Source organism: Nocardia sp. NPDC004860 (genome assembly GCF_040609015.1).
Taxonomy (GTDB): Bacteria; Actinomycetota; Actinomycetes; order Mycobacteriales; family Mycobacteriaceae; genus Nocardia.
Map to the genome: position 1 here is coordinate 48,996 of NZ_JBEXJI010000032.1, position 25,528 is coordinate 74,523.

At 69.1% G+C, this 25,528-nt stretch carries 27 protein-coding genes; 12 read left to right on the forward strand and 15 right to left on the reverse strand.

The window, feature by feature from the left end:
• The first annotated feature begins 23 nt into the window (after positions 1-23).
• Positions 24-2,288 carry a serine/threonine-protein kinase gene (locus tag ABZV44_RS37675; protein WP_354847483.1) on the forward strand — a complete coding sequence of 755 codons (2,265 nt, stop codon included), beginning with the start codon at positions 24-26 and terminating at the stop codon, positions 2,286-2,288.
• Here ABZV44_RS37675 and ABZV44_RS37680 read toward each other — a convergent pair whose 3' ends face one another.
• From ABZV44_RS37680 to ABZV44_RS37705, 6 genes are all read right to left on the reverse strand, one after another.
• Entirely contained in the window at positions 2,289-2,750 is a 462-nt protein-coding gene (locus tag ABZV44_RS37680) for an SRPBCC family protein (RefSeq protein WP_354847486.1), read from the reverse strand.
• A gap of 96 nt (positions 2,751-2,846) precedes the next feature.
• On the reverse strand, positions 2,847-3,815 hold the full coding sequence (locus ABZV44_RS37685; RefSeq protein ID WP_354847489.1) for a CopD family protein: 969 nt from the start codon (positions 3,813-3,815) through the stop codon (positions 2,847-2,849).
• Complete coding sequence (locus ABZV44_RS37690; protein WP_354847492.1) at positions 3,812-4,348, reverse strand: copper resistance CopC family protein; 537 nt, start codon at positions 4,346-4,348, stop codon at positions 3,812-3,814. Before ABZV44_RS37690 ends, ABZV44_RS37685 begins: the two co-directional genes overlap by 4 nt.
• The gene (locus ABZV44_RS37695) at positions 4,345-4,998 is read right to left on the reverse strand and encodes a YcnI family protein (protein ID WP_354847495.1); all 654 of its coding nucleotides are present in this window, start codon (positions 4,996-4,998) and stop codon (positions 4,345-4,347) included. Before ABZV44_RS37695 ends, ABZV44_RS37690 begins: the two co-directional genes overlap by 4 nt.
• 49 nt (positions 4,999-5,047) lie before the next feature.
• The gene (locus tag ABZV44_RS37700) at positions 5,048-5,548 is read right to left on the reverse strand and encodes a hypothetical protein (protein ID WP_354847498.1); all 501 of its coding nucleotides are present in this window, start codon (positions 5,546-5,548) and stop codon (positions 5,048-5,050) included.
• Positions 5,549-5,555: 7 nt separating this feature from the next.
• Positions 5,556-6,194: a DUF6474 family protein gene (locus tag ABZV44_RS37705; RefSeq protein ID WP_354847501.1), complete on the reverse strand. Its 639-nt coding sequence runs from the start codon at positions 6,192-6,194 to the stop codon at positions 5,556-5,558.
• 147 nt (positions 6,195-6,341) lie between these two features.
• On the opposite strand from ABZV44_RS37705, the gene ABZV44_RS37710 reads away from it, so the two are divergent.
• The 3 genes from ABZV44_RS37710 to ABZV44_RS37720 all read left to right on the forward strand — a co-directional run bounded on the left by ABZV44_RS37710 (position 6,342) and on the right by ABZV44_RS37720 (position 10,488).
• Positions 6,342-8,021: a TM0106 family RecB-like putative nuclease gene (locus ABZV44_RS37710; RefSeq protein ID WP_354847504.1), complete on the forward strand. Its 1,680-nt coding sequence runs from the start codon at positions 6,342-6,344 to the stop codon at positions 8,019-8,021.
• Positions 8,018-9,973, forward strand: a complete 1,956-nt coding sequence (gene htpG, locus ABZV44_RS37715) for a molecular chaperone HtpG (RefSeq protein ID WP_354847507.1) — start codon at positions 8,018-8,020, stop codon at positions 9,971-9,973. Before ABZV44_RS37710 ends, htpG begins: the two co-directional genes overlap by 4 nt.
• 314 nt (positions 9,974-10,287) lie before the next feature.
• The gene (locus ABZV44_RS37720) at positions 10,288-10,488 is read left to right on the forward strand and encodes a cold shock domain-containing protein (RefSeq protein ID WP_033085228.1); all 201 of its coding nucleotides are present in this window, start codon (positions 10,288-10,290) and stop codon (positions 10,486-10,488) included.
• Between the two features lie 197 nt (positions 10,489-10,685).
• On the opposite strand, the gene ABZV44_RS37725 is transcribed toward ABZV44_RS37720, so the two are convergent.
• Positions 10,686-11,453 carry an SDR family NAD(P)-dependent oxidoreductase gene (locus tag ABZV44_RS37725; protein WP_354847511.1) on the reverse strand — a complete coding sequence of 256 codons (768 nt, stop codon included), beginning with the start codon at positions 11,451-11,453 and terminating at the stop codon, positions 10,686-10,688.
• Positions 11,454-11,596: 143 nt separating this feature from the next.
• Here ABZV44_RS37725 and ABZV44_RS37730 point away from each other — a divergent pair, with 143 nt between their 5' ends.
• Together ABZV44_RS37730 and ABZV44_RS37735 are read left to right on the forward strand one after the other, a co-directional pair.
• A complete protein-coding gene (locus ABZV44_RS37730) occupies positions 11,597-12,505 on the forward strand; it encodes an SDR family NAD(P)-dependent oxidoreductase (protein WP_354847514.1) in 909 nt (302 codons plus the stop codon).
• A 28-nt stretch (positions 12,506-12,533) separates the two neighbouring features.
• Positions 12,534-13,178 carry a TetR/AcrR family transcriptional regulator gene (locus tag ABZV44_RS37735; RefSeq protein WP_354847517.1) on the forward strand — a complete coding sequence of 215 codons (645 nt, stop codon included), beginning with the start codon at positions 12,534-12,536 and terminating at the stop codon, positions 13,176-13,178.
• Here ABZV44_RS37735 and ABZV44_RS37740 read toward each other — a convergent pair.
• From ABZV44_RS37740 to ABZV44_RS37750, 3 genes are all read right to left on the reverse strand, one after another.
• Positions 13,119-13,865: a TMEM165/GDT1 family protein gene (locus tag ABZV44_RS37740; protein ID WP_354847520.1), complete on the reverse strand. Its 747-nt coding sequence runs from the start codon at positions 13,863-13,865 to the stop codon at positions 13,119-13,121. The two genes, ABZV44_RS37735 and ABZV44_RS37740, sit on opposite strands and share 60 nt — an antisense overlap.
• Before the next feature lie 295 nt (positions 13,866-14,160).
• Positions 14,161-14,682 carry a peptidase gene (locus ABZV44_RS37745; protein ID WP_354847523.1) on the reverse strand — a complete coding sequence of 174 codons (522 nt, stop codon included), beginning with the start codon at positions 14,680-14,682 and terminating at the stop codon, positions 14,161-14,163.
• Positions 14,683-14,874: 192 nt separating this feature from the next.
• Positions 14,875-15,498 (reverse strand): superoxide dismutase, encoded by a 624-nt coding sequence (locus ABZV44_RS37750; protein ID WP_354847526.1) that lies wholly within the window; start codon positions 15,496-15,498, stop codon positions 14,875-14,877.
• A 246-nt stretch (positions 15,499-15,744) separates the two neighbouring features.
• Here ABZV44_RS37750 and msrA point away from each other — a divergent pair, with 246 nt between their 5' ends.
• Positions 15,745-16,374: a peptide-methionine (S)-S-oxide reductase MsrA gene (msrA, locus tag ABZV44_RS37755; protein WP_354847624.1), complete on the forward strand. Its 630-nt coding sequence runs from the start codon at positions 15,745-15,747 to the stop codon at positions 16,372-16,374.
• A 97-nt stretch (positions 16,375-16,471) separates the two neighbouring features.
• Here the strand turns inward: msrA and ABZV44_RS37760 are convergent, their stop codons facing one another.
• Positions 16,472-17,083: a hypothetical protein gene (locus ABZV44_RS37760; RefSeq protein ID WP_354847529.1), complete on the reverse strand. Its 612-nt coding sequence runs from the start codon at positions 17,081-17,083 to the stop codon at positions 16,472-16,474.
• 311 nt (positions 17,084-17,394) lie between these two features.
• Between ABZV44_RS37760 and ABZV44_RS37765 the strand changes: the two genes are divergently transcribed.
• The 4 genes from ABZV44_RS37765 to ABZV44_RS37780 all read left to right on the forward strand — a co-directional run bounded on the left by ABZV44_RS37765 (position 17,395) and on the right by ABZV44_RS37780 (position 20,793).
• On the forward strand, positions 17,395-17,772 hold the full coding sequence (locus ABZV44_RS37765; RefSeq protein ID WP_354847532.1) for a rhodanese-like domain-containing protein: 378 nt from the start codon (positions 17,395-17,397) through the stop codon (positions 17,770-17,772).
• 18 nt (positions 17,773-17,790) lie between these two features.
• Entirely contained in the window at positions 17,791-18,888 is a 1,098-nt protein-coding gene (locus ABZV44_RS37770; protein ID WP_354847535.1) for a DUF4328 domain-containing protein, read from the forward strand.
• A complete protein-coding gene (locus ABZV44_RS37775; protein WP_354847538.1) occupies positions 18,885-19,652 on the forward strand; it encodes a glycerophosphodiester phosphodiesterase in 768 nt (255 codons plus the stop codon). The genes ABZV44_RS37770 and ABZV44_RS37775 overlap by 4 nt, the downstream gene beginning before the upstream one ends.
• A gap of 223 nt (positions 19,653-19,875) precedes the next feature.
• Positions 19,876-20,793 (forward strand): DUF5926 family protein, encoded by a 918-nt coding sequence (locus ABZV44_RS37780; protein ID WP_354847541.1) that lies wholly within the window; start codon positions 19,876-19,878, stop codon positions 20,791-20,793.
• 419 nt (positions 20,794-21,212) lie between these two features.
• Here the strand turns inward: ABZV44_RS37780 and ABZV44_RS37785 are convergent, their stop codons facing one another.
• The 4 genes from ABZV44_RS37785 to ABZV44_RS37800 form a co-directional block, all read right to left on the reverse strand.
• Positions 21,213-21,761, reverse strand: coding sequence for a ferritin (locus tag ABZV44_RS37785; RefSeq protein WP_354847543.1), 549 nt, complete (start codon positions 21,759-21,761; stop codon positions 21,213-21,215).
• Positions 21,762-21,854: 93 nt separating this feature from the next.
• Complete coding sequence (locus tag ABZV44_RS37790; protein WP_354847545.1) at positions 21,855-23,318, reverse strand: LCP family protein; 1,464 nt, start codon at positions 23,316-23,318, stop codon at positions 21,855-21,857.
• 50 nt (positions 23,319-23,368) lie between these two features.
• Positions 23,369-24,163: a CPBP family intramembrane glutamic endopeptidase gene (locus ABZV44_RS37795; RefSeq protein ID WP_354847548.1), complete on the reverse strand. Its 795-nt coding sequence runs from the start codon at positions 24,161-24,163 to the stop codon at positions 23,369-23,371.
• A 34-nt stretch (positions 24,164-24,197) separates the two neighbouring features.
• Positions 24,198-24,968: a DUF2470 domain-containing protein gene (locus ABZV44_RS37800; protein ID WP_354847550.1), complete on the reverse strand. Its 771-nt coding sequence runs from the start codon at positions 24,966-24,968 to the stop codon at positions 24,198-24,200.
• 115 nt (positions 24,969-25,083) lie between these two features.
• Here ABZV44_RS37800 and ABZV44_RS37805 point away from each other — a divergent pair, with 115 nt between their 5' ends.
• Positions 25,084-25,503 (forward strand): hypothetical protein, encoded by a 420-nt coding sequence (locus tag ABZV44_RS37805; protein ID WP_354847552.1) that lies wholly within the window; start codon positions 25,084-25,086, stop codon positions 25,501-25,503.
• Positions 25,504-25,528 lie beyond the last annotated feature (25 nt).

Consider the following 25,528-nt stretch of genomic DNA (forward strand, 5'->3'; position numbering starts at 1 on the left):
GATGAGTCCAGGTCGGGAGAGGCATGAACGTAGAACAGGCGATCGACTCGGGTGCTGTCGACGAGACCCGCTCCCTGCTGGCGTCCGTGCTCGCCGGATTCCAGGCCGCCTGGGAGGCGGCCGCGGCGCCGCCCCGCCTGGCCGAATTCCTGCCACGCACACCGCACCTGCGCCGCCTGGTGCTGATCGAACTGATCAAGGTCGACCTGGAATACCGCTGGATCCGCTACGACTTCCCCAAGCGCCTGGCCGACTACCGGGCCGAGTTCCACGAATTGCGTTCCGGTCCACTGCCGCCCGATCTGGCCTACGAGGAGTTCCATGCGCTGCGGCGCTCCGGGCTGCACGGGAATGGTCGCTCCGGGCCGCACGGGAATGGGCACGGTGCGGCGGTGGATGGCGGCTGCCATCCGACCGAGGTCGCCGCCACCGAATGGGCCGAGCACGACTACCGCAGTACCCTCATCGCCCGGCCGCAGGCGCAGCACGCCCTGGAGGGCATCGAGGTCGGCGATCGGCTGGACGATTTCGATCTGCTGGTGGAACTGGGCAGCGGCGCCTTCGCCCGGGTCTTCCTGGCCCGGCAGCGGTCCATGCAGCGACTGGTGGCGGTGAAGGTCTCGCAGAACCACGGCACCGAATCCGAGACCCTGGCGCGGCTGGATCACGAGCACATCGTGCGCGTCTTCGACCAGCGGCTGCTCGGCGACCGGGAGCTGAAACTGCTGTACATGCAATATCTTCCGGGCGGCACGCTGTCGAAGGTGCTGGCACTGGTGCGTTCTCGCGAGCCGGCGGATCGGGACGGCGGGCTGCTGCTGGAGGCGGTGGACGCGGCCATGCGGGACCGGGGCGGCCTGGTGCCCGGCGAATCACCCACGCGTGCAGCGATGCCGGAGCGCAGCTGGCCGGAAACCGTCGCGTGGCTGGGCAGCCGGCTGGCGCGCGCACTCGACCACGCGGCCCGGAACGGGGTGCTGCACCGCGATATCAAGCCCGCCAATGTGCTGCTCACCGCCGATGGCAGCCCGAAACTGGCGGATTTCAATATCAGTTTCAGCGCGCATATAGCGGGGACCAGCCCGCTGGCCTACTTCGGCGGCTCGCTGGCGTACATGTCGCCCGAGCAGCTGGCGGCCTGTCACCCGCAGCTGCCCGAGACCGCCGCGGAGCTGGACGGTCGCAGCGACATCTACGCACTGGGGGTGGTGCTGTGGGAGCTGCTCACCGGCCGCCGCCCCTTCGACGACGAAACCCGCGCGGGCGATTCGGAATCCTCGCTCGAACGCATGCTCCGGCTGCGCCGCCGCGAGATCGAGCCCGCCCGCCTCGGCGACCTGCCGCCGGACTGCCCGGCCACGCTGCGGCGGGTGCTGCTGAAGTGCCTGGCCCCCGATCGCGAGGACCGCTGGGCCACGGGTGCGGCGCTGGCCCAGCAGCTGGATCTGTGCCTGGATCAGCGGGCCCGGGATCTGGTGGATCCGCCGGCGAGCAGCTGGCGGTCCCGGGTCGGCCCGTGGTCGCTGGTCGCGCTCATCACGGCGGCGAGCATGTTCGGCGACGGGCTCGGCATCGCCTACGCCAACCTGCACAATCATCCGCTGTTCGCGCTCTGGTTCTCGGCGGGGGAGCAGACGCGGCTGCGGTTGGTGGGCAATGTGCTGTTCCTGGTCACCACGCCGGCCGCTATCGCGCTCACCAATTACCTGTGCCGCCGGGCGTTCATCGTGTGGCGCGGACTGCGGCGGGGCCGGACCTACGATCCGGAGACCCTGGCCCGGGCGCGGCGCGACACCCTGATCGACGGCGACCGGGTGGCGCTGCTGGCCTTCGGCTGGTGGGTGGTGTCGGCCGCGATAACCGCCATCGCGCTGGTCGTGTACACCGGTCTGCCGCCGGGGCGCATTGTGAATCTGGTTGCGACGATGCTGGTTTCGGGTGCGATCGCGGTCGCGTACCCGTTCTTCGTGGTGACGTTCTTCGTGGTGCGCTGCTTCTATCCGCGGTTGCTCACCCACGGTGAGACGGCGCGCGATCACGATGCCCTGCGGGACCTGAGCCGTCGCTGCACCCGGTATCTCGCGGTGGCGGTGGCGATTCCGTTGATCGGAGTGATCGCGAGTCTGACGTTCCTGACCGCCGAAGAGGTTTCGCTGGAGCTGATCTCCATCTACGCGCTGTGCGCGGTGGGTGTGCTCGGGTTCCTCGGCGACTATTGGCTGTTCCGCCGGACCGAGGCCGATCTGCGGGCCTTCGCGGGGGTCGGCGGCTCTGGCGACCCCGGGTGACTAGGCGGACGTGCGGGTGGTGTGGAACGCGGCGACCTGGGTGACCAGATTGTGGGTGGAGCCCTTCACCGCGAGCTTCACGAACGGCTCGATGGTCTTGCCGAGGATCTTGCCCGCGATGCCGCCGGGGACCCGGTAGTCGACGATGGCGTCGATGGTGCAGGATTCCTCGCCCTTGTCGTGGAAGAGGAAGGTGGATTCGATCTCGAAGCCCTTGATGGACTTCACCGCGATGGCAGAGCCGGGCTCGTGCCGGACGATCTTGATGGTGGAGTGCAGGGTGATCGGGCCCAGCTGAATGGTGCCGTCGAAGGTGGCGTCCACGCCTTCGACCTGGTCGGTCAGCGGGGTGAAGGCACTGATCTCATTGATGAATTTCGGCAGGTGCCGGTAGTCGTTGACGTAGGCGAAGGCCGATTCGGCCGAGGCGGCGCAGTCCGCGACGATCTTGACTTCGGTCATGGGCGCAACTGTAACGTGTTCTAGTTTTCCCCGCAGGTCTTGTGATGCATGCCATCTATGAACCGGCACACCCGAATTCGAGAACCGCGGACCACCTCACGCGGTGACGGCCAGCGTACCGGCCAGCCCGAACACTAGCGCCATCACCAGCACTTCGGCAATCGCGCGCCGCAGCGAGTCGTCCGCGGTCATGCGGTGATCGGCGACCTTCGGCACCCAGCTGCGCCGCCACCACCAGCCCAGCCCGAGCAGCACGGCCAGCAGCACCGTCTTCGCCAGCAGGATCCGCCCGTACCCGCTGGTGAACAGCGGGCTCACCCCGCCGATCCGCACCAGCCCGTTGATCACCCCGGTCACCATCACCGTCACCACCAGCGGCATCGCCCACGCCGAGTACCGCGGCAGCAGCACCGCCCACTCGCCCCGGGTGCGCACGGTCAGCGCCAGCGCCAGCAGCAGGCCGAACCAGGCGCCGGCCGCCAGCGCGTGCAGCGCCGCCAGCACCGAACCGAGCGGCTGCTGCGACATGTGCCCGGTGATCGGCCGCAATGCCAGCGTGACGGCGGTGAACACCAGCACCAGGTCGCCGGTGGCCCGGTCGGGCCGCCGGAATCCGAAGGCGCTGTAGATCGCCACCGTGCCGCTGCCGATCAGCAGCGCGATACCGATCTGCCCGCCGCTCACGTGCGCGAGGTAGTCGCCGAACTGCGCGGCGCTCAGCCGCCGCGCCGCAATGCCCTGCACCTCCGCGGCTTCCAGCGCGAGCATGGCGAATTCCATTGCCGCCCAGAGCGCGGCGAGCACGGTGAGCGGCCGCCACTGCGGAGTCAGCCGGTCCGAGAGCCGCGGCAGCGCGGCCAGGCCCAGCACCGTCGCCCCCGCGCAGTCGGCGAGGACCCGGACCGGGGCCTCGGTCTGCACGGGGTCGGTGGCGGCCAGCGCCCAGGCCAGGGCCGCACCGGCCAGGGCGATCGGGATGACCAGCGCCAGTAGCCATCTCGGTGAGCTGCTACCGCCGTTCGTCCCGCGCTCCCGGCGACGATCGGTGCGGTCGGGCCGATTCACCTGCGCTGCTTGCCCCGTCCGCCGAACAGGGCGAAGGCCAGGCCGCCACCGAACAGCACCACCGCGCCCACGATGAAGATCCACAGCGGCACACCGCCGCCGTCGGAGCCGCCGGACTTGGCGGCGCTGTCGGCCTTGGGACCGGGAGTTCCATTGCCGGGCTTGGTGAGTGTGAACGTCCGCTTGCCGCTGACGGGGTGCCCGTCCGCGGAGGTGACCCGGTAAGCGATCGTGTATTCACCGGCCGGTCCCAGCTCACCGACCTCGATGCTGATGGTCGGCCCCTCCACCTTCGGCTGCCCCTTCGACCACAGGTTGCGGTCGGGCCCGGTGACCGTCATGGACGGGTAGGCCGGCTGCAGGTTCTCGTTGAAGGTGATACTCACCGACGCGGGGGAGGTGTCGATCTGCGCACCATTGTCCGGGCTGGAGGAGATGGGCGCGGAGTGCGCATCGGCGACACCGCCGCCCAGCAGCGCGAATCCGATGACCAGCAGTCCGGTGACCAGTCCGGCCAGCAGCTTGCGGTTCACGACCGCCGTCCCCGGATCACGCTGCCGAGGCCGAGGGCGGCGCCCAGCGCGCCGAGTGCCAGACCGGCGCCGCCGAGCCAGCGGGCAGTGTTGTCGCTGCTCTTGTCGCTCGCGGCGGCATCCGTGGCGGCCGGGGCGTCGTCATCGCCGCCGGTGCTCTTGGCCAGGGTGAGGCTGGGGGCCGGGTGATCGGGCTCGCTGCCGTCGGGGTTCATGGGCTGGTTCCAGTCGACGACCTTGCCGTCGCTGTAGGTCTGGGACGTGTTGAAGCTGACCTTCTCCTGCTTGGGCAGCGGGCCCACGGAGAGTGCGAAACGCTGGAACTGGCCCGGGCCGACGCCCGGGTTGCCCGGATCGGCGGTCCAGGTGACCGCCACGGCTTCGCCCTGGGCGTTCTTGTCGACCTTGGCGGTCCAGCCCGCGATGGGCTCGGTGCGTGCGCTCTTCAGATTCGGCAGCGTCACGGTGAGTTTGGTGGTGGCGGCGGTGTCGGACTCCGTCGGCACCCGGAAGGTGGCGACGGCGTAGCCGCCCTGGCTGGCGCCGGGGGCGTCGACCACTACGTGCGCGGCGGCGATGCCCGCGCCGGACAGCAGCAGGCCGGCGGCGGCCACCGACGTGACGAGGGTGCGCGAAAGGGAGGTGTGCATGACTGTATTGCCTTCTCTGACAATGGTTACGGGTAGATAGGAACGGGGGTTACGCCGTAACCGGTGGCGCGCGCGGTCCGCTCGCGCCCAGGGCGAGAAGGGTTTTCGGGGTCGGGACCGATCGCGGGCGGCGCGCCTGCGCGGCCCGTGCCGGACGTCCGCCGGGCCGGGTGAGGATCACCCGGACGGCGCTCGAGATCAGCCCGTAGAGCCGCTCGGCGGCCAGGATCAGGATCGCGCAGCCGGCCGCCGCCACCGCGTGTGCGAGCAGCATCGGCCCGTGCGCGGTGAATTCCATTGCCCCCGCGGCATGCCCGTGCTGCACGAGGCCGCTGAGGGCGAGGTGGCAGACGGGCTGGCCGGCCACCATGAGGATCGGCAGCGCGGCGGGGGGTCGCAGCGCGGCGGCGAGCGCGCCGATGACGGCCGCCGCCAGCATCAGCAGCATGAGCCCGGAGGAGCCGGGGTAGCCGCCGCCCGCGAACCCGTGCGCGCCGACCGCCAGGGTCGCCATGGCGACGCCTGCCAGTCCACCGCGCATCGGGCTCATGGGTGTCTCAGTTCACGCCGAGGCGGGCGAGCACGTCGGCCTCGATGCCGGAGAGCTCGTTGGAGATGGAGGCGTGCACGGCGCGGCGGCGCGGCACCGGCATCTGGGCGGCGGTGCGCACAGCCGCGGTCAGGCTGTCGAGCCGGTCGCGGCTGGCGGTCACGAACTTCTTGGTCTCGGTGTCGGAGTTCTTGGACTCGATCTCCGACAGCGTGGACTCCACGCCCGCGATGCGCGCCTGCAGCTTCGCGCCCGGGCCGGAGAACTCGCTGAGCTGATCGAGCCCGATGCCCAGCTGCTGGGCGCGGCGGGTGTCGAGTTGCCCGCGCACGAAGGTCGCGCCGCGGTAGGCGAGCGGGGCGAGCACCGGCACCAGCACCCGGGCCACGCCCAGGTACTTGCGGATCGAGGCCGCGCTGAACGGATCCCGTTCGGCCCGGGCGGCGATCTTCTGCGCGGCCTTCTCCTCGGCGTGCAGTTTGGCGATCTCCGCCTTGGCGACCTGCTTCTGCGTGCGCGCTTCCGCCCGATTCCTCTTGCGCTCGTTGCGCGCGCCGAGCTTGGCCTCCATGCCGGCCTTGTGTTTGAGGGCTTTCGCCTCGGCCCGGCGGCTGACCCGCTTCTTGCGCTTGCCGAACAACCCCATTGATGGCCTCCGTCATGCTGGTTCGCCATGGCAGCACAGGGCCGGGGGAAATGCCTGTCCGCCCATGAAACACAGTTTGCGAATCACCCTAACGGGTGGGTTCGCCGCGCAGCGAGCGCCTTGGGGTTTCGGTGCCAGTTCGTAGGGATGTCGGGGGTTGAGGCCATACTGACTGGCGTGTATTCGGGCATCGGTGACCATGGTGAGCGTGCGGCATTCCTGGATGCGCGTGCGCTGATCGGCTGTCGGCACCGGCTGCATCTGGACGCGAGTAACCCGGGCGTGTTGACCGGGGTCGCCGAGGACGCGGGCGTGCAGCAGCGACGAGAAGCCGCCGCGGCGCACCGATCTCACGTGCGGGACACGCTGGTCGCCGCGGCGCCCGGCAGCTGGACGGTCATCGATCCGAAGCAGCCCGCGCCGCAGCGGGCCGCGGCCACCATGGCCGCCATGGCGGCGGGGGCGGACCGGATCTGGGGCGCGCTGCTGCCGCAGGAGCCCGACACCGGCCGCCGCGGCGGTTGCGAAATCCTGTGGCGCGACAGCGATCGCGGCGGATACATCCCGGTCATCGTGGTGAATCACAAGGTGACCGATCCGCGGCAGCCGGACCCGGCCGACTACCACCCGACGACCAGCGATCTGTACCACTGGAATCCGCAGCCGGACCGGCACGTCCGGACCCGGCCGCAACCGCGGGACCTGCAGCGCCTCGCGCACCTCTACCGCATGCTGCAGCGGCACGGGCTGGCCAGCCCGGCCCTGGTCGGCGGCGCCATCGGCTATCACTTCGACCGGGTCCTGGTCCACGACCTGGGCCCCGTCCTGGCCGATTACGACATCCGCTACGCCGACCGCATCGCGGTGGTGCGCGGCGAACTCCCCACCGTCCCTTCGAAAGTCCCCGAGTGCCGCCAGTGCCCCTGGTGGAGCCGCTCGCCCGAAGAGGGCGGGCGCAGCTGTGAGCAGTGGCTGTCCGAGCACCGCGATGTGAGCCTGGTGGCGCCGGGCTCGCGCGCGGAGGTGCTGCGCCGCCACGGCGTCGAGACCATCGACGATCTGGCGTCCTGGAGCGGCGACGATCCCGACGACTGGCAGTACGAGCCGTTCACCGAGGCCGTGGTCACCGCCCGCGCCTGGGCCACCGGCGCGCCCCTGGTTCGCCGGGTCGACCGGGTGCGGGTCACCCGCGCCGACGTCGAGGTGGATGTGGACCTGGAGAGCTTCCAGGAGCACGGCGCCTACCTGTGGGGCACCCTGCTGGACGGCGTGTACCGCCCGTTCGTCACCTGGGACCCGCTGCCGACCGAGGACGAGGGCCGCTCCTTCGCCGAGTTCTGGACCTGGCTCATGGAGGTGCGCGCCCAGGCCGCCGCGGATGGCAAATCCTTTGCCGCCTACTGCTATTCGCGCACCGCCGAGGACAAGTGGCTCTACGAGTCGGCCCGCCGCTTCGCCGGCCGCCCGGGCATCCCCACCGAGCGCGAGGTGCAGCGGTTCGTGGACGGCCCGCAGTGGGTGGACATGTTCCAGGCCGTGTCCGAGCAGTTCATCTGCCCGAACGGCAAGGGGCTCAAGAAGATCGCGCCGGTCGCGGGCTTCCACTGGCGCGACGCCGAGGCCGGGGGAGAGGCGTCGATGGCCTGGTACCGCCTGGCCGTCGGGTACGAGGGCGGCGAGCCGGACCTGTCCCAGCGCACCCGCATCCTGGAATACAACGAGGACGACGTGCAGGCCACCCAGGTGCTGCGGGACTGGATGACCGACCGGGCCGACGCCGAGGTTCCGGCCATCGCCGACTTCGCCCGACGTAATATCGCGTCGTGACCGAACACGTCGAACACCTGGAGTTTCAGGCCGAGACCCATCAGCTGCTGGAGCTGATGATCCACTCGGTGTATTCGAACAAGGACACCTTTCTGCGGGAGCTGGTCTCCAATGCCTCCGACGCACTGGACAAGCTGCGCCTGGAGACCTTCCGCGACAAGGACCTGCACGCCGACACCTCCGACCTGCACATCGAGCTCGAGATCGATCGCGACAACCGCGTGCTGACCGTCCGCGACAATGGCATCGGCATGTCCCGCGCCGAGGTCGTGGACCTGATCGGCACCCTCGCCAAGTCCGGCACCGCGCAGCTGCGCAAGCAGCTGCTGGAGGCCAAGGCCGGTGACCAGCAGGCCGAGGAGCTGATCGGCCAGTTCGGCATCGGCTTCTACTCGACCTTCATGGTGGCCGACAAGGTCACCCTGACCACCCGCAGGGCGGGCGAGAACACCGGCACCCGTTGGGAATCCGCAGCGGGCAGCTCCACCTACTCGATCGAGGAACTGGACGACGCCCCGCAGGGCACCACGGTGTCGCTGCACCTGAAGCCGGCCGATGAGGACGATCACCTCTTCGACTACACGCAGGAGTGGAAGCTCCGCGAGATCGTCAAGAAGTACTCGGATTTCATCGCCTGGCCCATCCGCATGGATGTCGAGCGCACCGTGCTCGACGGCGAGGGCGAGGACAAGACCGAGAAGACCCTGGTCGAGACCCAGACCCTGAACTCCCAGAAGGCGCTGTGGACCCGCCCGCGCAGCGAGGTCTCCGACGAGGAGTACACGGAGTTCTACAAGCACGTCGCGCACGCCTGGGACGATCCGCTCGAGATCATCCCCATGCGGGCCGAGGGCACCTTCGAATACCAAGCGCTGCTGTTCATTCCCTCGCACGCGCCGTTCGATCTGTTCACCCGCGAGCACAAACGCGGCGTGCAGCTCTATGTGCGCCGGGTGTTCATCATGGACAACTGCGAAGAGCTGATGCCGGAGTATCTGCGCTTCGTCAAGGGCGTGGTGGACGCGCAGGACCTGTCGCTCAATGTGTCCCGCGAGATCCTGCAGCAGGACCGGCAGATCCAGATGATCCGCAAGCGCCTGGTGAAGAAGGTGCTGTCCACGGTCAAGGATCTGAAGAACGCCGAGGACCAGGCCAAATACCAGGACTTCTGGCGCGAGTTCGGCCGGGTGCTCAAGGAGGGCCTGCTCTCCGACCACGACAATCGCGAAACCATCCTGGGCGTCTCGTCTTTCGCGTCCACGCATTCGGACAGCGAGCTGACCTCGCTGGCGCAGTACGTCGAGCGCATGCCGGAGACCCAGTCGGCCATCTACTACATGACCGGCGAGACCCGCCAGCAGATCGAGAACTCCCCGCACATGGAGGCCTTCCGGGCCAAGGGCCTCGAGGTGCTGGTGCTGACCGATCCGGTCGACGAGATGTGGGTCGGCTCGGTCACCGAGTTCGAGGGCAAGCCCATCGTCTCCATCGCCAAGGGCGAGGTCGATCTGGAGACCGAGGACGAGAAGAAGGCCTCCGAGCAGCTGCGCGAGCAGCAGGAGAAGGACTTCGCCGGCATTCTCGGCTGGCTGCAGCAGACGCTGGACGCGGACGTGAAGGAGGTGCGCCTGACCAACCGGCTCACCACCTCCCCGGCCTGCATCGTGGGTGATGTGTTCGATTTCACCCCGATGCTGGAGCGCATGTACCGCGCCTCCGGGCAGGAGCTGCCGCACAGCAAGCGCATCCTCGAGCTGAATCCGGCGCATCCACTGGTCACGGGTCTGCGCGAGGCGTACGCGGCGGTGTCCGGCGCGGACGAGAAGCCGGTGGAGCTCACCGAGACCGCCGAATTGCTCTACGGCACCGCGGTTCTCGCCGAGGGCGGCGAGCTGAAGGATCCGGCGCACTTCGCCCGCATCCTCGCCGACCGCCTCACCCGCACCCTCTGAGGGTCGTTCACGGATCGGGCTCCTGCGGTGTTTCCGCAGGAGCCCGACCCATAGCAAGCGGGAATTGGTCATGCCCGGTTTGTGGCAAGTGTGACGATCCGCATCTCCCGGTGATTTCGGGAACCAGCCGCGAACGCGTACGTTGTACGTCTTGGTCGTAAGTTTTCGTGTTCGTGTTCAACATGCTCGCGCGGAACAGTGTGCGGGCGTCGCTTCACCTTGCCAGGCAAGTTGTAAGCCGCCTTCTGATCGACCCCGGGTACCGCGGCCGCGGTACCCACGCACTAAAAGAAACACCTCGTCAGGAGAAGGTAATGGTTCAGGGCACCGTCAAGTGGTTCAACGCGGAGAAGGGCTACGGCTTCATCGCCCGCGAAGACGGCCCCGACGTTTTCGTCCACTACTCGGAGATCGAGGGCAACGGCTACCGCCAGCTCGAGGAGGGCCAGGCGGTCTCCTTCGAGATCACCGAGGGCAAGAAGGGCCCCCAGGCCGCGGCCGTCCGCCCGCACTGATCCGCCTCCCCGCGACTTCAGCGCACGGTTGAATTCCGTCGACCGCCGAGCACGCGTGCCGGCGGTCAGGTGCCGAACCGATTTCGGGGGTACCCGGTGAGTTACCCGGATCCTGACGAGATCAGTTGTCGCGGTTGAGATAACAAACAGCAAGGCCCCGCACCGAATTCGGTGCGGGGCCTTGCCCGTTCACGCGATTAGCGCGGCGCCATGCGCAGCGCGCCATCCATGCGGATGGTTTCGCCGTTGAGGTAGTCGTGCTCGGTGATGTACTGCGCGAGCTGCGCGTACTCGTCCGGGCGGCCCAGGCGGGACGGGAACGGCACGCCCGACTCGAGGCCCTTGCGGTACTCCTCGGTGACGCCGGCCAGCATCGGGGTGTCGATGATGCCGGGGGCGATGGTGTTGACGCGGATGCCGAACTGCGCCAGGTCACGCGCGGCCGGGACGGTCATGCCGGCGACGCCGCCCTTGGAGGCGGAGTAGGCGATCTGGCCGATCTGGCCTTCGAAGGCCGCGACCGAGGCGGTGTTGATGATCACACCGCGCGAGCCGTACTCGTCGACCGGGTCGGTCTTGGCGATGGCGTCGGCGGCCAGGCGCATCACGTTGAAGGAGCCGAGCAGGTTCACGGTGATCACCGTGCGGAACAGCTCCAGGTCGTGCGGGCCGTTCTTGGACAGGATGCGTCCCGCCCAGCCCACACCGGCGCAGTTGACGACAATGCGCAGCGGCACACCGGACTCCACGACCGTGGCGACCGCGGCAGCCACCTCGTCGCCGCTGGTGACGTCGGTCGGGATGAGGGTGACACCGGCGGGGACGCTGTCGCCCGCGCGCTCGATGGACTGAGCCAGATCCAGGCCGAACACGGTCGCGCCCGCGTCGGCGAAGCGCTTGGCGGTGGCGGCGCCCAGCCCGGACGCACCTCCGGTGACAATGGCGGCGGAGCCCGAAATCTCCACGGTGATTGGTCCTCTCGACTGTGGACGGCCCTCTCACTGGCCCTCCGTCAATAGGCACCATAGCCGGGCTGTGCGCACGCTTACGCAAGAGGCTCGCAAGATTTGCGAACACGGGTGTTCGTATAAGTGGTAGTTTCGCAGACATGAACGTCAGCACGGCCGGTCTTCGCCGTGGATTCCGCCGTCCGGCCCCGCGAGTGGCCGGCAAACGCATCCTGATCACCGGCGCGGCCCGTGGCATCGGGGCCGCCCTGGCCCGCCAGCTGCACGTGCACGGGGCGCACGTGGCCCTGCTCGGCATCGAGGAGTCACTGCTGGCCCACGTCGCGGCCGAATGCGGGGACGCGCCCTGGCGCTACTGCGACGTCGGTGACCCGGCGCAGGTGGAGCGGGTCGTCAACTCCCTCACCGCCGAACTGGGCGGCCTGGACGCGGTGGTGTGCAATGCCGGGATCGCCCGGCAACTGTCCCTGCTCGACGGCGACCCCGGCGTGCTCGAGGAGACCCTCACGGTCAATGTGCTCGGCGCCTACTACACGCTGCGCGCCGCCGGCCCCCACCTCGCGCACCCCGGCGGCTACGTCCTGCTCATCTCCTCGCTCGCCGCGGCCATCCACCTGCCCCTGGCCGGCGCCTACAGCGCCTCCAAGGCCGCGGTCGAGGCGCTCGGCGACACCCTGCGGATCGAATTGCGCCACACCGGCGCCCGGGTCGGCATGGCCTACTTCGCCGAACTCGACACCGAGATGACCAGCCGCGGTTTCGGCACCGAGGCCGCGCGCAGCATTCTGGGTCGCTCCACCGTCTCCGGCATCGCCCCCCTGGGCCCGGCCATCGACGCCTGTGAACGCGCCCTGGCCCGCCGCTCCCGTCACATCGTCTCGCCGTACTGGGTGAGCATGGTGCTGTGGTGTCGTCCGCTCGCCCAGCGCCTGGTGGACTATTCACTACGCGGGGGCGTGGCGGGCGGACTCGAGATCGCCCGCACCGAACCGGCGGATTTCACCACCGATCAACCGGCTCGCCCCAGCAGAATGAGAAAGCTCGCCTGAATCGCTCGACGCCAACGGAGTCCTGCACATGCCCGAATCGGCAACCCGCCAACTGCCCCGCGGCCGCCACGGCCTGCCCCGCGAAACCGTGGTGGCCGCCCAGCGCGACCGCATCCTGCTCGCCCTGGCCGAGGCGATGGCCGAGAACGGTTATGTCGGAACGCCGGTGGCCGCGGTGATCAAGCGGGCCGGCGTCTCCCGCGAGACCTTCTACGAGCAATTCCGTTCCAAGGAGGACTGTTTCGAGGCCGCCTACGAGCGCGCCGCCGAACTCATGCTGACCGGCATCCTGACCGCCACCGGCTCGGAATTCGACGGCGAGACCCGCACCGAGCGCATCGAACGCGTACTCGGCGCGTACCTGGATGCGCTCGCGGGCCAACCCGCTTACGCCCGTTTGTTTCTCGTCGAGGTCTACGCCGTCGGCCCCGAGGCCATCGCGCGCCGCACCCAGCTGCAGGAGACCTTCGTGGCCATGGTCGCCGATGTGCTCGGCGCGGACACCGAGGAGCAGCGCTTCGCCTGTCAGACCCTGGTCGCGGCCCTGAGCGCCATGGTCACCGCCCGGATCGCGGTGGGCGACCTGGACGGGCTGCGGGAATTGCGGGAACCGCTACTGGACCTCGTGCGGCGCAGCGGGGACCTGTTCGGCAATACCGTGCTCGGTGACTGAGCTCGCCGGGATGGTCGCGGCCCGGCGGTGCAGCAGCCACAGCGCGCCGCCGGCGAGGGCCGGCAGGGCCAGCGACAGCACCGCGATGGCCGGGGTGCCCAGGCCATGGGCGAAGGCCTCCAGCAGGGTCAGCGCACCGAAGTAGAGGAACAGCAGGCCCGAGCAGCCGGCGATGAACCGCTCCGGAATGTGCCTGCCGACGGTCACGCCGATCAGGATGGCGAGCGCGCCCGCGGCCACCATGCCCGCGACCGACCCGATCCACACCGCGACCCAGCCGTTCTTGGTGGCCAGGGCCATGGTGGCGAACATGGTGCGGTCACCGAGCTCGGCCAGCAGGAAGGCCGACAGCACCACCAGGAACGCCGAACGCGACTTCGGCTGCGGCGCGATCTCTCCCTCGTCCGCGCCGGAGTTCGACGGCAGCGTCTCGCGCAGGGTCCACAGGCCGACCACGATGAGAGTTGCTGCGGCACACAGGGAAATGACTCCGGTCGGCAGCGCCGCGCCCAGGAAGTGGCCGACACCGACGGCGATCAGATTCACCAGCACGCTCGCGACGGTGATGCCCGACAGCACCACCCACCAGTGGTAGCGCAGCGCGAAGGTCAGGGCCATGAGTTGGGATTTATCGCCCAGTTCGGCGAGGAACAGTACGCCGAAACTCAGCAATATCGTGGCGATCATGAAGGTCAGCTCCCAGGTCTCCGGCCTGTCGGCTGAAATGCGGGGACGCTTCAGCCGACACCGCACCGGTCAATCGGTTTGGTTTCTCGTCGGCCGAAGGTCTCGCCCACCGGAGAGAATCCGGTTCACGCGCCGGATCCGGGAGGATCAGTATGTCGACGGCGTGATTGGGGGCTACTCCCCTTCGCTCGGCCGCCATGCTACTCCGGCAAACCGCGGGCGGGCAAATGGCCGTTACCCAAATCGCAATGCGCACAATAAGTTTGGCGATGCTGCCGAAAGGTTTCGGTTACCCTTACGCGGCCAGCAGCATGGCCAGAACCGCGGTGTCGGGATCACTGATCGGATCCACCCCCACCCGCGAGACCATCGAGGTCACCGTGCCGTCGCTGTCGGTCTCCACCCAGGCCGCCCGATGTTCGAGTCCCAGATGCGGCAGCCCCGGCAGCAGCAGGCACCCCGAGGCCGCGCCCGTGCACTCGGGCAGCGAGGGCCGCGTCTCGCGCGGCGGGTGCAACATGATCAGCGCCGGTGGCACATGACCGGCAAACATGCCCGGCTGCAAGCCTTCCGTCCCCAGCACCGTGCCCTCGGCGATCACCAGCCCGACCATCGCGGGATCCGGGTCCTCGGGGAGTTCCTCGCGCGCCCCGAACACCGTCGAGGTCGGCAACAACCCCGGCAGGCCGGCCACCCGCACCGCGAGCACCAGCAATTGCGCCCATTCCTTGGTGGAGTCCGGCCAGCGTCCGGAGATCACGAAACCCTGCAGCGAACCATGCGCATGGAACGGCATGACGCCGACCTGACCATTCATGATGTGCCTCCCGAACCTCCCGGGGGCGACGGTGCCCGGTACTGCTGTTGGGAACACCAGGTTGTACCCGAACAGAACTGGCACACAAGTACCAGAGAGTGCTAGCACCCGGACCCGGCAAATGCGAAAGGCCCGCGAACCGATGCGGTTCGCGGGCCTCAGGCGTACGAGCGGGCCGGAGCCCGACGGGCATCAGCCGAAGATCAGACCCTTGCCCTGGTTGACCGCCTTGGAGTAGCGGTCCTGAATCTCGGCCCAGTTCACGACGTTCCAGAACGCCTTCACGTAGTCGGCCTTGACGTTCTTGTACTGCAGGTAGAAGGCGTGCTCCCACATGTCCAGGCCGAGCAGCGGGATGATGCCGAGCGGCACGTTGCCCTGCTGGTCGGTCAGCTGGAAGGTGAGCAGCTTGTTGCCCAGGGTGTCGTAGCCCAGCCAGGCCCAGCCGGAGCCCTGCAGGCCGTTGGCGGCCGCCGAGAACTGCGCGACGAACTTGTCGAAGGAACCGAACTCCTCGTCGACGGCCGAGGCCAGGTCACCGACCGGCTTGTCGCCGCCTTCCTTGGACAGGCTCTTCCACCAGAGGGTGTGGTTGACGTGGCCGCCGAGGTGGAACGCGAGGTTCTTCTCGTTCAGGAAGATGGCGGCGTGGTCGTCCTTGGCACGCGCCTCCTCCAGCTTCTCGAGGGCCGCGTTGACACCCGCGACGTAGGCCGCGTGGTGCTTGGTGTGGTGGATCTCGTTGATCTGCCCGGAGATGAAGGGCTCCAGGGCGCTGTAGTCGTAATCGAGGTCTGGCAGCGTGTAAACAGCCACGATGTCCCTTTCCGTGTCGGGGCCGTGTGCCCTCGGCAGGTGCCGAGGCGCACCCAACCATCATTCGTACACCCGCTCGTCTCCAACCGGGTTGCGCGCCCCCACATTCCACCCGATGTATATCTTTCCCAACCTTTGGAATTCGCCTGAACGCAACATCGTCGCCGGTCGCGCCGGGTCCCGTAACATCGAGTCATGTCGTGGTACGACGAATTCGTCGGGCGGGTGCGACTACCGGAACCGATCATGGTGACAGCCGGGCAAGCGTTGCCCGGCCGCTCCGAGCCGCTGGTGGTACCGGACAAACACTATGTCAGCGGGCATTCCCTCAAACCTCCGTTTCCGGCGGGCACGCAGCTCGCGGTGCTGGCCATGGGTTGCTTCTGGGGTGCGGAGCAGGGCTTTTGGGAGCTGGACGGCGTGTACAGCACCGCCGTCGGCTACGCGGGCGGATTCACTCCGAACCCCACCTACGAGGAGGCGTGTTCCGGCCGGACCGGGCACACCGAAGCGGTGCTGGTGGTCTTCGACCCGCAGGTGATCGGCTACGCCGCGATTCTGAAGCAGTTCTGGGAGAACCACGATCCGACGCAGGGCATGCGGCAGGGCAACGACCGTGGCACCCAATACCGTTCGGCGATCTACACCCTCGGCGACGAGCAGCGCGCGGTGGCCGAGGCGACCAGGGCCGGCTATCAGGAACGGTTGACGGCGGCCGGATTCGGCGAGATCACCACCGAGATCGCCCCGCTGCCGGACCTTTCCGCCTTCTTCTACGCCGAGGGCTATCACCAGCAGTACCTGGCCAAGAACCCCGGCGGCTACTGCCCGGACCACGGCACCGGCGTGAGCTGCGCGATCGGGCTTGGTGCGTAAGCACTTCGGCGGACCATCGCGGAGGCACGCCGGCAGACCACCTCGACAGGGGTTCCGGGACTTGGTCCCCGAACCCCTCGGGCGTGTCCGCCGCTCGCTACAGCGGCGGGACGACATCCGGCCGCATGGTGCGCGGGTCGCCTGCGTCGTGCGCCTGCCACCAGCGGACGCCGCCGGCGATGAAGTGCGGCAACGGGATCGGGTTGCCCTGCCGGTCGGTGACCTCCACGCCCTCGAACCACACGCGCACGTCGAGTTCGCGCGGGTCGACGCCCTCCTCCTGGGAGAACTCCATCATGTGGGCGCCGGGCGTGTCGCTCAGTGTGGTGTCGAAGCTCAGCAGTTTGCGCCACTGGCTCCAGGAGCTGTCGGCGAGGTCGAGGAAGTCCCAGCCGTGCAGCGCGCCGCCGCCGAAGCTCTGGACGGCGTCGTGCAGGCCGTCGAGGGTGAGCGGGAGCACAATGGGCTCGTTGTCGTCCCAGCGCTGCCGGCGTAGCGAGGCGGCGACCCGGCTGACCCCGGTGAGGGTCAGATAGATATCGCAGTCTGCCGGCGGGGGACCTTCCTCGGGCAGGGTCAGCACGTCGAGTTCCAGCCGTAGTGTGGCGCGCGCCGTGTCGACGTCGATGCCGAGGCATGTCGCCTCCGACAGCGCGCGGTTGAGTCCGTCGATGTCCAGGCCGTCGAGTAGCCCCCTGCTCACAGTCATAGCGCCAGGCTACCGATCTTGCCTGGCCGGACCCAGGATTTCCGTTATTCGGTAGTGTTGTCGTTTTTTTCGAGTGCGAAAGGAACCGCGCGCTCACCCGCGGCGTCAGACTGGATGGGGCCTTCTGGGACAGAGGCCCGAGGTCGGTCGCTCCGGAACGGGGAGGGGACTTCCGGATCGGCCGACCAGGACGAATCGGTCGTCTATCAACCTGTGGATCAGGTTGTGGATTATGTGGATAACTCCCGAAACCAACCCTGCGCAGGTACGGAACTCCACAGCCCTCGCGCGCGCGTGGCAGGATCGGAACCGTGACGAACCCCCACGTGCACGTGCCCACGGTGCCGATCGACGCGGTTCCCGCGGAATTCGACGCCGCGAACGGCTGGGGTTCGGCCGCGCCCGCGCCCGCCCAGCTCCTCGACGTCCGCGAGGAGGACGAATGGCAGCTCGGCCGCGCGCCCGGCGCCATCCACATCCCCATGACCGACGTGCCCGCCCGGCTCGACGAACTCGACATCGACGCCGAGATCTACGTGATCTGCCGGCAGGGCGGCCGGTCGGTACCGGTGGTGGAGTACCTGAACCAGATCGGCTACGAGGCCGTCATGGTCTCGGGTGGCATGGTGGCCTGGCAGCAGATCGGCAGGCCGCTCACCGGTGACGGTCCCGAGGCGAAGATCTACTAGGCGCGGAGAGGTGGAGCGATGAACGGGGGACAGGTGGGCCGATCGCGATCCGCCGTCGTACAGCCGTGCGCCCGCTGCGGCGCGCGCTGGGCGGTACAGGGCAAGCCGCTGCACTGGTGCCCGCGCTGCCACGGTGTCCTGCTCTCCCCCGCACCGGTGGACGCGCCCGCCGACCGCCGCAACTACCGCTGGGTGGCCCGCCCGCCCGGCCGCAGAACCCATGGCGCGCAGCCGGTCCGGCGTCCGGGTCCGCTGCAGACCCCGCGATACCACCGGATTCCGCAGTGGGGCCTGCAGGATCGGCCCCCGGTGGCGGCCGCCGCACCGCATCGCCCGCTGGCCGCGCTGAGTGACCGCATCACCGTGCTGCTGCCGGCCACCGCCGGTGTGTTCGTGTTCTCCGCCCTGGCCGAACTCGGCCGGTACGGCGTCTTGCTGCGCAACCGCACCCGCCTCATCCCGCCCTGGCTGCTGTGGATTTCCGATGCGGCCGTGACGGTTTCCGCGGTGCTGGCCCTGGTGCTGGCGCTGGTGTCGGCGGCGGCGCTGGTCGGCTGGCTCACCGAAACCCGCCGCGCCGCGTACGCGAGTGTGGGAGAGTCGGATCCGCGGTCGCTGCGCGCCCTGGTGCTGGGCTGTCTGGTGCCGATCGTGAATCTGGTGTGGCCGGGCATCTTCCTGACCGAGGCGGCCCGGCTGCGGTCGGCGGGCGGTGCGGATCCGCGGCTGCTGCGGGCGGTCCGGATCTGGTGGGCGGCTTGGCTTCTCGATGCGGTGCTGGTGCTGGTGGCGTTCCTGTACCGGTTCGCGTCCTCGCTGCAGGTGCAGGCCGACGGCGTGCTGGCGAGCATGTGGACCGATCTGGTCGCGGCCGGTGTCGCGGTGGCCTCGCTCGGGCTGGTGCACGCCTTCGCGGGCCTGGATCTGCGGGGCCGCCCGAAGCCGCTGCGGCGCTGGGTGATCGCCACCGGGCCCGCGCGGCCGGTGATCGAACCCGTGCGACGCGCGCCCGCCGCCGTGGTCGGGAATGATGCAGTGGTCGGGGATGACGCAGCTTCCGGGGATGACGCAGAGGCATCCCCGGCCGCGGAGCAACAGGAGGTAGTGGCGAAGTGAGCCGGGCCAGTCGTGCGCCGTTCGTGGTCGCGCACCGGGGGGCGTCGGCGGCGCGACCCGAACACACCCTCGCCGCCTACGATCTCGCCCTGCAGGAGGGCGCCGACGGCGTCGAATGCGATATCCGCCTGACCCGCGACGGGCACCTGGTCTGCGTGCACGACCGCACCGTGGATCGCACCTCGAACGGATCGGGCGCGGTCAGCGAGATGACGCTCGAAGAGCTGAAGGCGCTCAACGTCGGTACCGCGGAGGAACCGGAGGGCGTGCTCACGCTGTCCGAGCTGATCGAGCTGGTGCTGGACTGGAAGAGCCGTCCCACCAAGCTTTTCATCGAGACCAAGCACCCGGTCCGCTACGGGGCGCTGGTGGAGACCACGCTGCTGACCGAGCTCACCCGCTACGGCATCGGCGCACCCGCCTCGGCGGATCACTCACGCGCGGTGGTCATGTCGTTCGCCGCCACCGCGGTGTGGCGGATCCGCCGTGCGGCCCCGCTGCTCCCGACCGTCCTACTGGGCGAGTCCTCCCTGTACCTGTCCGGCGGCGCCGCCCACACCGTCGGCGCGACCGCCATCGGCCCGTCCGTGCGCACCCTGCGCGAACACCCGGACCTGGTCGACAAGGCCGCCGCCGCGGGCCGCGCCACCTACGTCTGGACCTGCGACGATCCGGAGGATGTCCAGCTCTGCGCCGACCTGGGCGTGGATTGGATAGCTACCAACTACCCCGCCCGGACGAAAGCTGTGCTGGCCAACGCCTGAATCCGCCCGGCCCCCTGCGCCCGAGCACGCCATCAACAAGTCACGCCCCCGCACCCACAACCGCTTCAAAGGATTTCCCAATGGTTCGCGGCCGTCTCGATTCTGGACTGACGGAGCGGGGGAGCGAAGCGGAGGAGCGGAGGAGCGAAGAATCGAGACTTCGGGGCCGCGAACCCCGCCCGGAGCGAAGCGTAGGGCCAAAGACCCAGTAGGTTTGCCAGTCATGGGTAAGAGCAAGCGCAACAGTCCCAAGCCGGACTCCAATCGGGCGCAGAAGCTGGCCGCCCGCCGCGCCGAACAGGAGGCGGCGGCGCAGGCCGTGACGCGGCCCTTCCAGGGCTTGGCCGCCGAATGCGATCTGGTGGCGCTACGGGAGTTCGTGCCGTCGGCGACCGCGATCTTGAAGCTGTCGCCGAATGTCGCCGCGGAGCGGGCCGTCACCCTCGCCACCGTGCTGCCGGGCGCGGTCGCCGCGCTGGTGCGGGCCGGTGACGAGCCGATCGGTTTCGTCGGCACGCAGGTGCAGTTCCAGTCCGCCGATCCGGCCGCGGATCTGGCCGCCGCCGTGCTGTGGACCCAGTCCGCCACCCCCGGCGAGTCGCTGAGTGCCGCGACCGTGGATGGCACGCCGCGGCTCACCGAGGTGCTGGATCCGGGTGCGGCCCTGGATCTGACCGTGCACCAGGACTTCAACTGGTGGGTGCCGGCGGGTGTCACCCCGGATCCCCAGGTGGCCGCCACCATCGAGCAGGCCAATCAGGCCATCATGCCGTCGGCCCGCCTGGAGCTGGGCGCGGACGCCGTCGGCGCGGCCTGGTGGGTGGACGCCGGCGAGAAGGCGCACATCCGCTGGGTGCGGCCGGAGGACGAGGACCAGCTGATGCTGGCGCTGGCGCGGCTGCACGCGGCCGGTGATCTGCACCTGGGTGAGGGTTCGCGCTTCGCGGGCTCGTTCCGCACCCACGGCCTGCTGGTGCCGGTCTTCGACCTGGATCCGGAGCGGCACGCGAGCGAGTGGGAGGGCCCGGCCCGCGAGTTCGGTGCGAAGCTGGCGACCGCGCTGCAGTCGGATGCCCCGCTGACCTCCGAGGAGCGCCGCTCCCGCGACGGCCTGCGGTCGCGCCAGGTCACGCTGCGCTGACCCCGTCGGGCTGAGTACCCGCGGAACCGGCACGGTCCGGGCCGTTCTCCGGTGAACTGGATTCACTCGGTGAACGGCCCGGATTTTTTGCGGGATTTTTCTGAAAAATGCCTGTTTCGCTCCGAGTGCTCGGTTAAGTTCTCCTCACCCCGGAAGTTCAGGGGATCCGGTGATCATCACACCGGATATCAGATGAGGAGAAAACCATGGATGCCATTCTGGCCGTGGTCAAGTCGCTGTTCGGTACGTTGTCCGCCAACGCCACCGGCACCGTCACAGTGCCGCAGAAGTAAGGAAAGGGCGGGTACGTATCGCACGAGCGCCGAGCACATGCAACAGGCCCGGTCCAGCGCAAGGGACCGGGCCTGCTGTGTGAATCCACCGGGCGGGAACCGAATTACCTGCGGCCCGCGGAGTAATTACAGCGAGCCGCCCGCGGCGTGCGGCGCGCCGGACGCGTCCTTCGGACCGCTCATTTCCCGCTGCACGAAATTCTCCAGGTCGAAAAGATTCGCGCTGGCCCGCTCGGCGACGGTGAGCAGGGTATTCATGGTCGCGACTTCTTCGACCTGTTCCTTCAGGAACCACTGCATGAACTGCTCGCCCTGGTAATCGCCCTCTTCCCGGGCGGTCTTGGCGAGCTGGATGATCTGCTCGGTGACGGTCTGCTCCTGTGCGAGCGCCAGCGCGATGGGCTCCTTCGCATTCGCGAATTGCGTAGTAGCGGCCTCGGTTCCGGGCATCTCGACGGCGATGTCGTGATCGATCAGGTACTGCGCGATCATCATCGCGTGGTTACGCTCTTCGACGGCCTGCTTGTAGAAATACTTGGCCAGGACCGGCAGATCGGCATTGTCGAACCACATCGCCACCGCGATGTACTGGTGTTCGGCATTGAATTCGTTGCGGATCTGATCCTGGAGCAGGGCCTGGAACTTGCTGCGCTTCGTCTGGGTTCGGGTGGACATGCGGATGACATTAATCCCTGGTCAAACCGCGTGTCATCCAAGTACAGCCTTATTGAGTACAGCCTTATTGAGGCAAGTATTGCCTAATTCGGCCTAGCTGCCGACGGTGGTGATCAAGTCCTGCGGGATCTGCTGGTCCTTGGCCAGAGCGTCGAAGAAAGCACTCGCCTTCGTCTTGTCCCAGAGCAGGACATTGCCACTGCCGGCCACGTCCTCGAATCCACCGACCGGGACCGTCGTGGTGATGGGATCGCTGGTCAGCGCATTGCCCAGGCTCGCCAGATCCCAGATGTGCGCGCCCTTGTCGACCTTCAGCGCCGAGGTCAGATCCCGCACCAGCGGCCAGGACCGGAACGGATTGGCCAGCGTGCCCGGGCTCGCCGCCTTCTTCAGCAGGGCGCTGAGGAATTTCCGCTGGTTGAGCATGCGATCCAGGTCCGCGCGCGGGGTGGCGCGGGAACGCACGAAGCCCAGTGCCTCGGGTCCGTTGAGCGTCTGGCAGCCCGCGGGCAGGTCGATACCGGCCAGCGGATCCTTCATGGGCGTGTCCAGGCACATCTGGATGCCGCCGACCGCGTCCACGACATTGGCGAAGCCGCCGAAGCCGATCTGCACATAGTGGTCGATGTGCACGCCGGTCGCGCCCTCCACCGTCTTGACCAGCAGCGATGCGCCGCCGGCGGCGAAGGAGGCATTGAGCTTGTCCTTGCCGACGCCCGGGATGCTCACATACGAGTCGCGCGGCAGGCTCACCAGCGTCGGCCGCCCCGACTTCGGAATGTGCACCAGGATGACGGTGTCGGTGCGCTCGCCCTCGACATCGGAGGAGTCGCCGGTGGACAGCTGCTGCTCCTGATCCTTGGACAGTCCCGAGCGGCTGTCGGAACCCACCAGAAGCCAATTCGTCCCGGGCGTGTCGCCGATCCGGCCCGAATAGTTCGCGAGGGCGTCGATCCGGGTGAGGTGGGTGTCGACATAGACGGCCGCCGCGATCGGCAGCAGCAGGAGCACCAGCAGCAGCGACAAGATCCAGCGGAACCAGTGCCGCTTCCCGCGGGGCCGGGAGCCGCGCGGCGGCCGGCCTTCGCCGCCGCGGCGCCGGCCGGGCGGTGGTGGCGGGGGAGTGTGCGGCGGCTCTTCCCGGAAGGGGACCGGCCGCTGGGTCGGCGCGTGACCCATGGGCGCGGCGGCACGCTCCCGCGGGGGCGGCACCCGATTGCCCGGCGGCGGCATCCGATTGTCCCCGGGCCCGCGATTGTGCTGCGTCGGAACGCGATTCCCCGGCGGCCGCTGCCGCGGGGTCGGGTTCCCGGGCGGGACCTGCGAATAGGCCAGGTCCGGACCGGATTCATGGCGTCGGATCACCTGAGTTGGTTCTATCCGCGGCCTGCCGTCGTTAACGGGCCGGCCGTCCGCGGGCGGCCGGTGAGACGAAGGTCTCTGCGATTGCCCGGGATTCGCCGCGGGTCGAGGCGGGTACGCCGGGGGCTCGCCCGGGCGTCCCGGCGGCGGCTCCCGGCGTATCCGTGCAAAGTGCTGGGGGTCGTCGCCGTTCATCACTGAAAACAGTACCGACCGCGGCGCCCGCGTGGCTCGTTCCGATCGGATTACGGCAGCCAGGAGACGTGTCCGTGCAGGAAGGTGTACCCGATGTAGGCGATCGAGTCGATGAGCGCGTGCGCCAGCAGCAGCGGCCAGAGCCGGTTGGTGCGCTGCCAGTAGCGTCCGAAGATCAATCCCATCACCAGGTTTCCGAGCCCGCCGCCCAGGCCCTGGTAGAGGTGGTAGCTGCCGCGCAGGATCGCCGACGCCAGCAGCGATCGATTCTCCGTCCACCCCAGCGCCCGTAATCGCGAGATCAGGTAGGCGACGACCAGCACCTCCTCGGCCGCCGAGTTCGCCCACGCGGACAGCACCAGCACCGGCAGCCGCCACCAGTGCGCGAGCGAACTGGGCACGATGGTGACGCTCACACCCAGTGCGTGTGCCGCGAGATACAGTCCCAGCCCGGGGATTCCGATCACGGCCGTGAGCGCGAGTCCCGGGAGCACGTCCGCCCGCCAGCGCAGCCGCCGCGCCAGTCCGATCGCCCGCGGCGCGATCCCGCTGCGCCACAACAGATAGAGGCCCAGCGCCGCCCAGCCGAGCAGACGGGCCACGCTCAGCAGCTGGAAGAGCAGGTCGATGGTCGACCGGGTGGCCCGTGGCGCATTCAGCGCGACGGTCTGCCCGCCCACCCCGCCGGGCGCGAGGGCGCTCTCGAGCAGAGACAGTGCCGCATTGGCCCCGCTCAGCCCGAAGGTGACGACCAGCACCACCGCGATCTCGAGTTTGATCGCCCGCCGGCCCGATTCGGACGATTCGGGTGCGGGCCACACGGGTGCGGGATCAGCCGAAACCATGCCCGCCAATCTAGGCGGGCGCCCTGCGAACTCGTCAGATGCGGTGCAGGCCGCCGTGGAAGGGGTTGCCCGCCAAGGCGTGCACCGCGCGGCTGAGGGATTCGATGTCGTGCGCCGGGGCCTCGAACGGGATGCGGATGTCGTGGTCGGCCTCGATGGCCTCGACGCGCAGGGTGACGCCGTAGCGGTCGATGGCCAGCGGATGGATGAGGGCGCCGCGGCGCAGCGCGTGCGGCAGCCGGCGGGCCAGGCGGTCCACCACATCGGGGTGATCGGCCTGAAGGTGTTGCAGCCAACCGGCTTCCAGCGCGCAGAACGGATCGGGCCGGGCGTCGCGCAGCTGCTCGCGGTCGACCGAGTCGGCGCCGGCGGTGTCGGCCACCACCGCGGAGTCGATGACCAGCCGCAGCAGGACGGCGGTGTGGCCGACGTCGAGCAGGTCCGGATGCGGATGGTCGGCGGCGACCGCGCCGGCCAGCGCGCGCTGGGCGTGCGCGGGCACGGCGTGCGCCCAGCCACGCAGCCAGACCAGAGCGCGGACGCGTTCGCGCAGCGGCAGCGGGGCCTGGTCGGTGAGTTCGAGGACCGCGGGGGACCCGTTCGCGCCGCAGCCGAGCACGAGACCGGCGGCGGTGGAGTTCATCGGGACCGCCAGCACCATGTCCCCGCACTGCCGCAGCAGGTGTACGGAGGTGGGCACCGGGTCGAGGCCGGGCAGGGCCAGGACCGCGTTCTCGGCGTGCGCGCAGGCGGTGTGCACGCGTTCGGCGGTAGTGGGTGCGACGACCTGGGCCGCGGGTGGCATACACACCTCCGGGAGTTGAATTAGGTAAACCTAAGCTAAGTGACGTGGGTCGCGTGCGCAAGAGCTTCCCGGGTGGCCGCGCCGGCGGTGTCGCGCCGATCGCTACCGTGAAGACGTGCCGCACGATTCGTCCCCCGCGCCCGAACCGGTCGCCCTCACCCTGTCCGTCCCGCCCCGCCCGGCCCGCGGACTGGCCGAGGAGCTGGTCCGCCCGGTCTCCGCCGATCCGGGCGTCGAGGTGCTGGACCTGGCGCTCGACGACGAGGCGGTGTCGGAGTTCCTGGTGCGAATCGTGCACGGCGACAGCGGTTTCGTGGCCCGCACCGACTCGGGCGAGCGGGCGCTGGCGGGTGTGGCGGCGACCGTCGCCGCGCTCTGCGGCGAGGACATTCGCGGCGCGCTCGCCGCGCCGGACATCGCGTTCCTCACCGGGCTGAAACCACCCGCGGTCGAGGCGTTCCGTGAGGTGCTGCTGGCCATCGAAACCGGCGAGGTCGCGGCCGTGACCACCGCCCTCGCCATATTGGGCGCCTGAACCCACCGCGCCGGGGGTGCGAAGT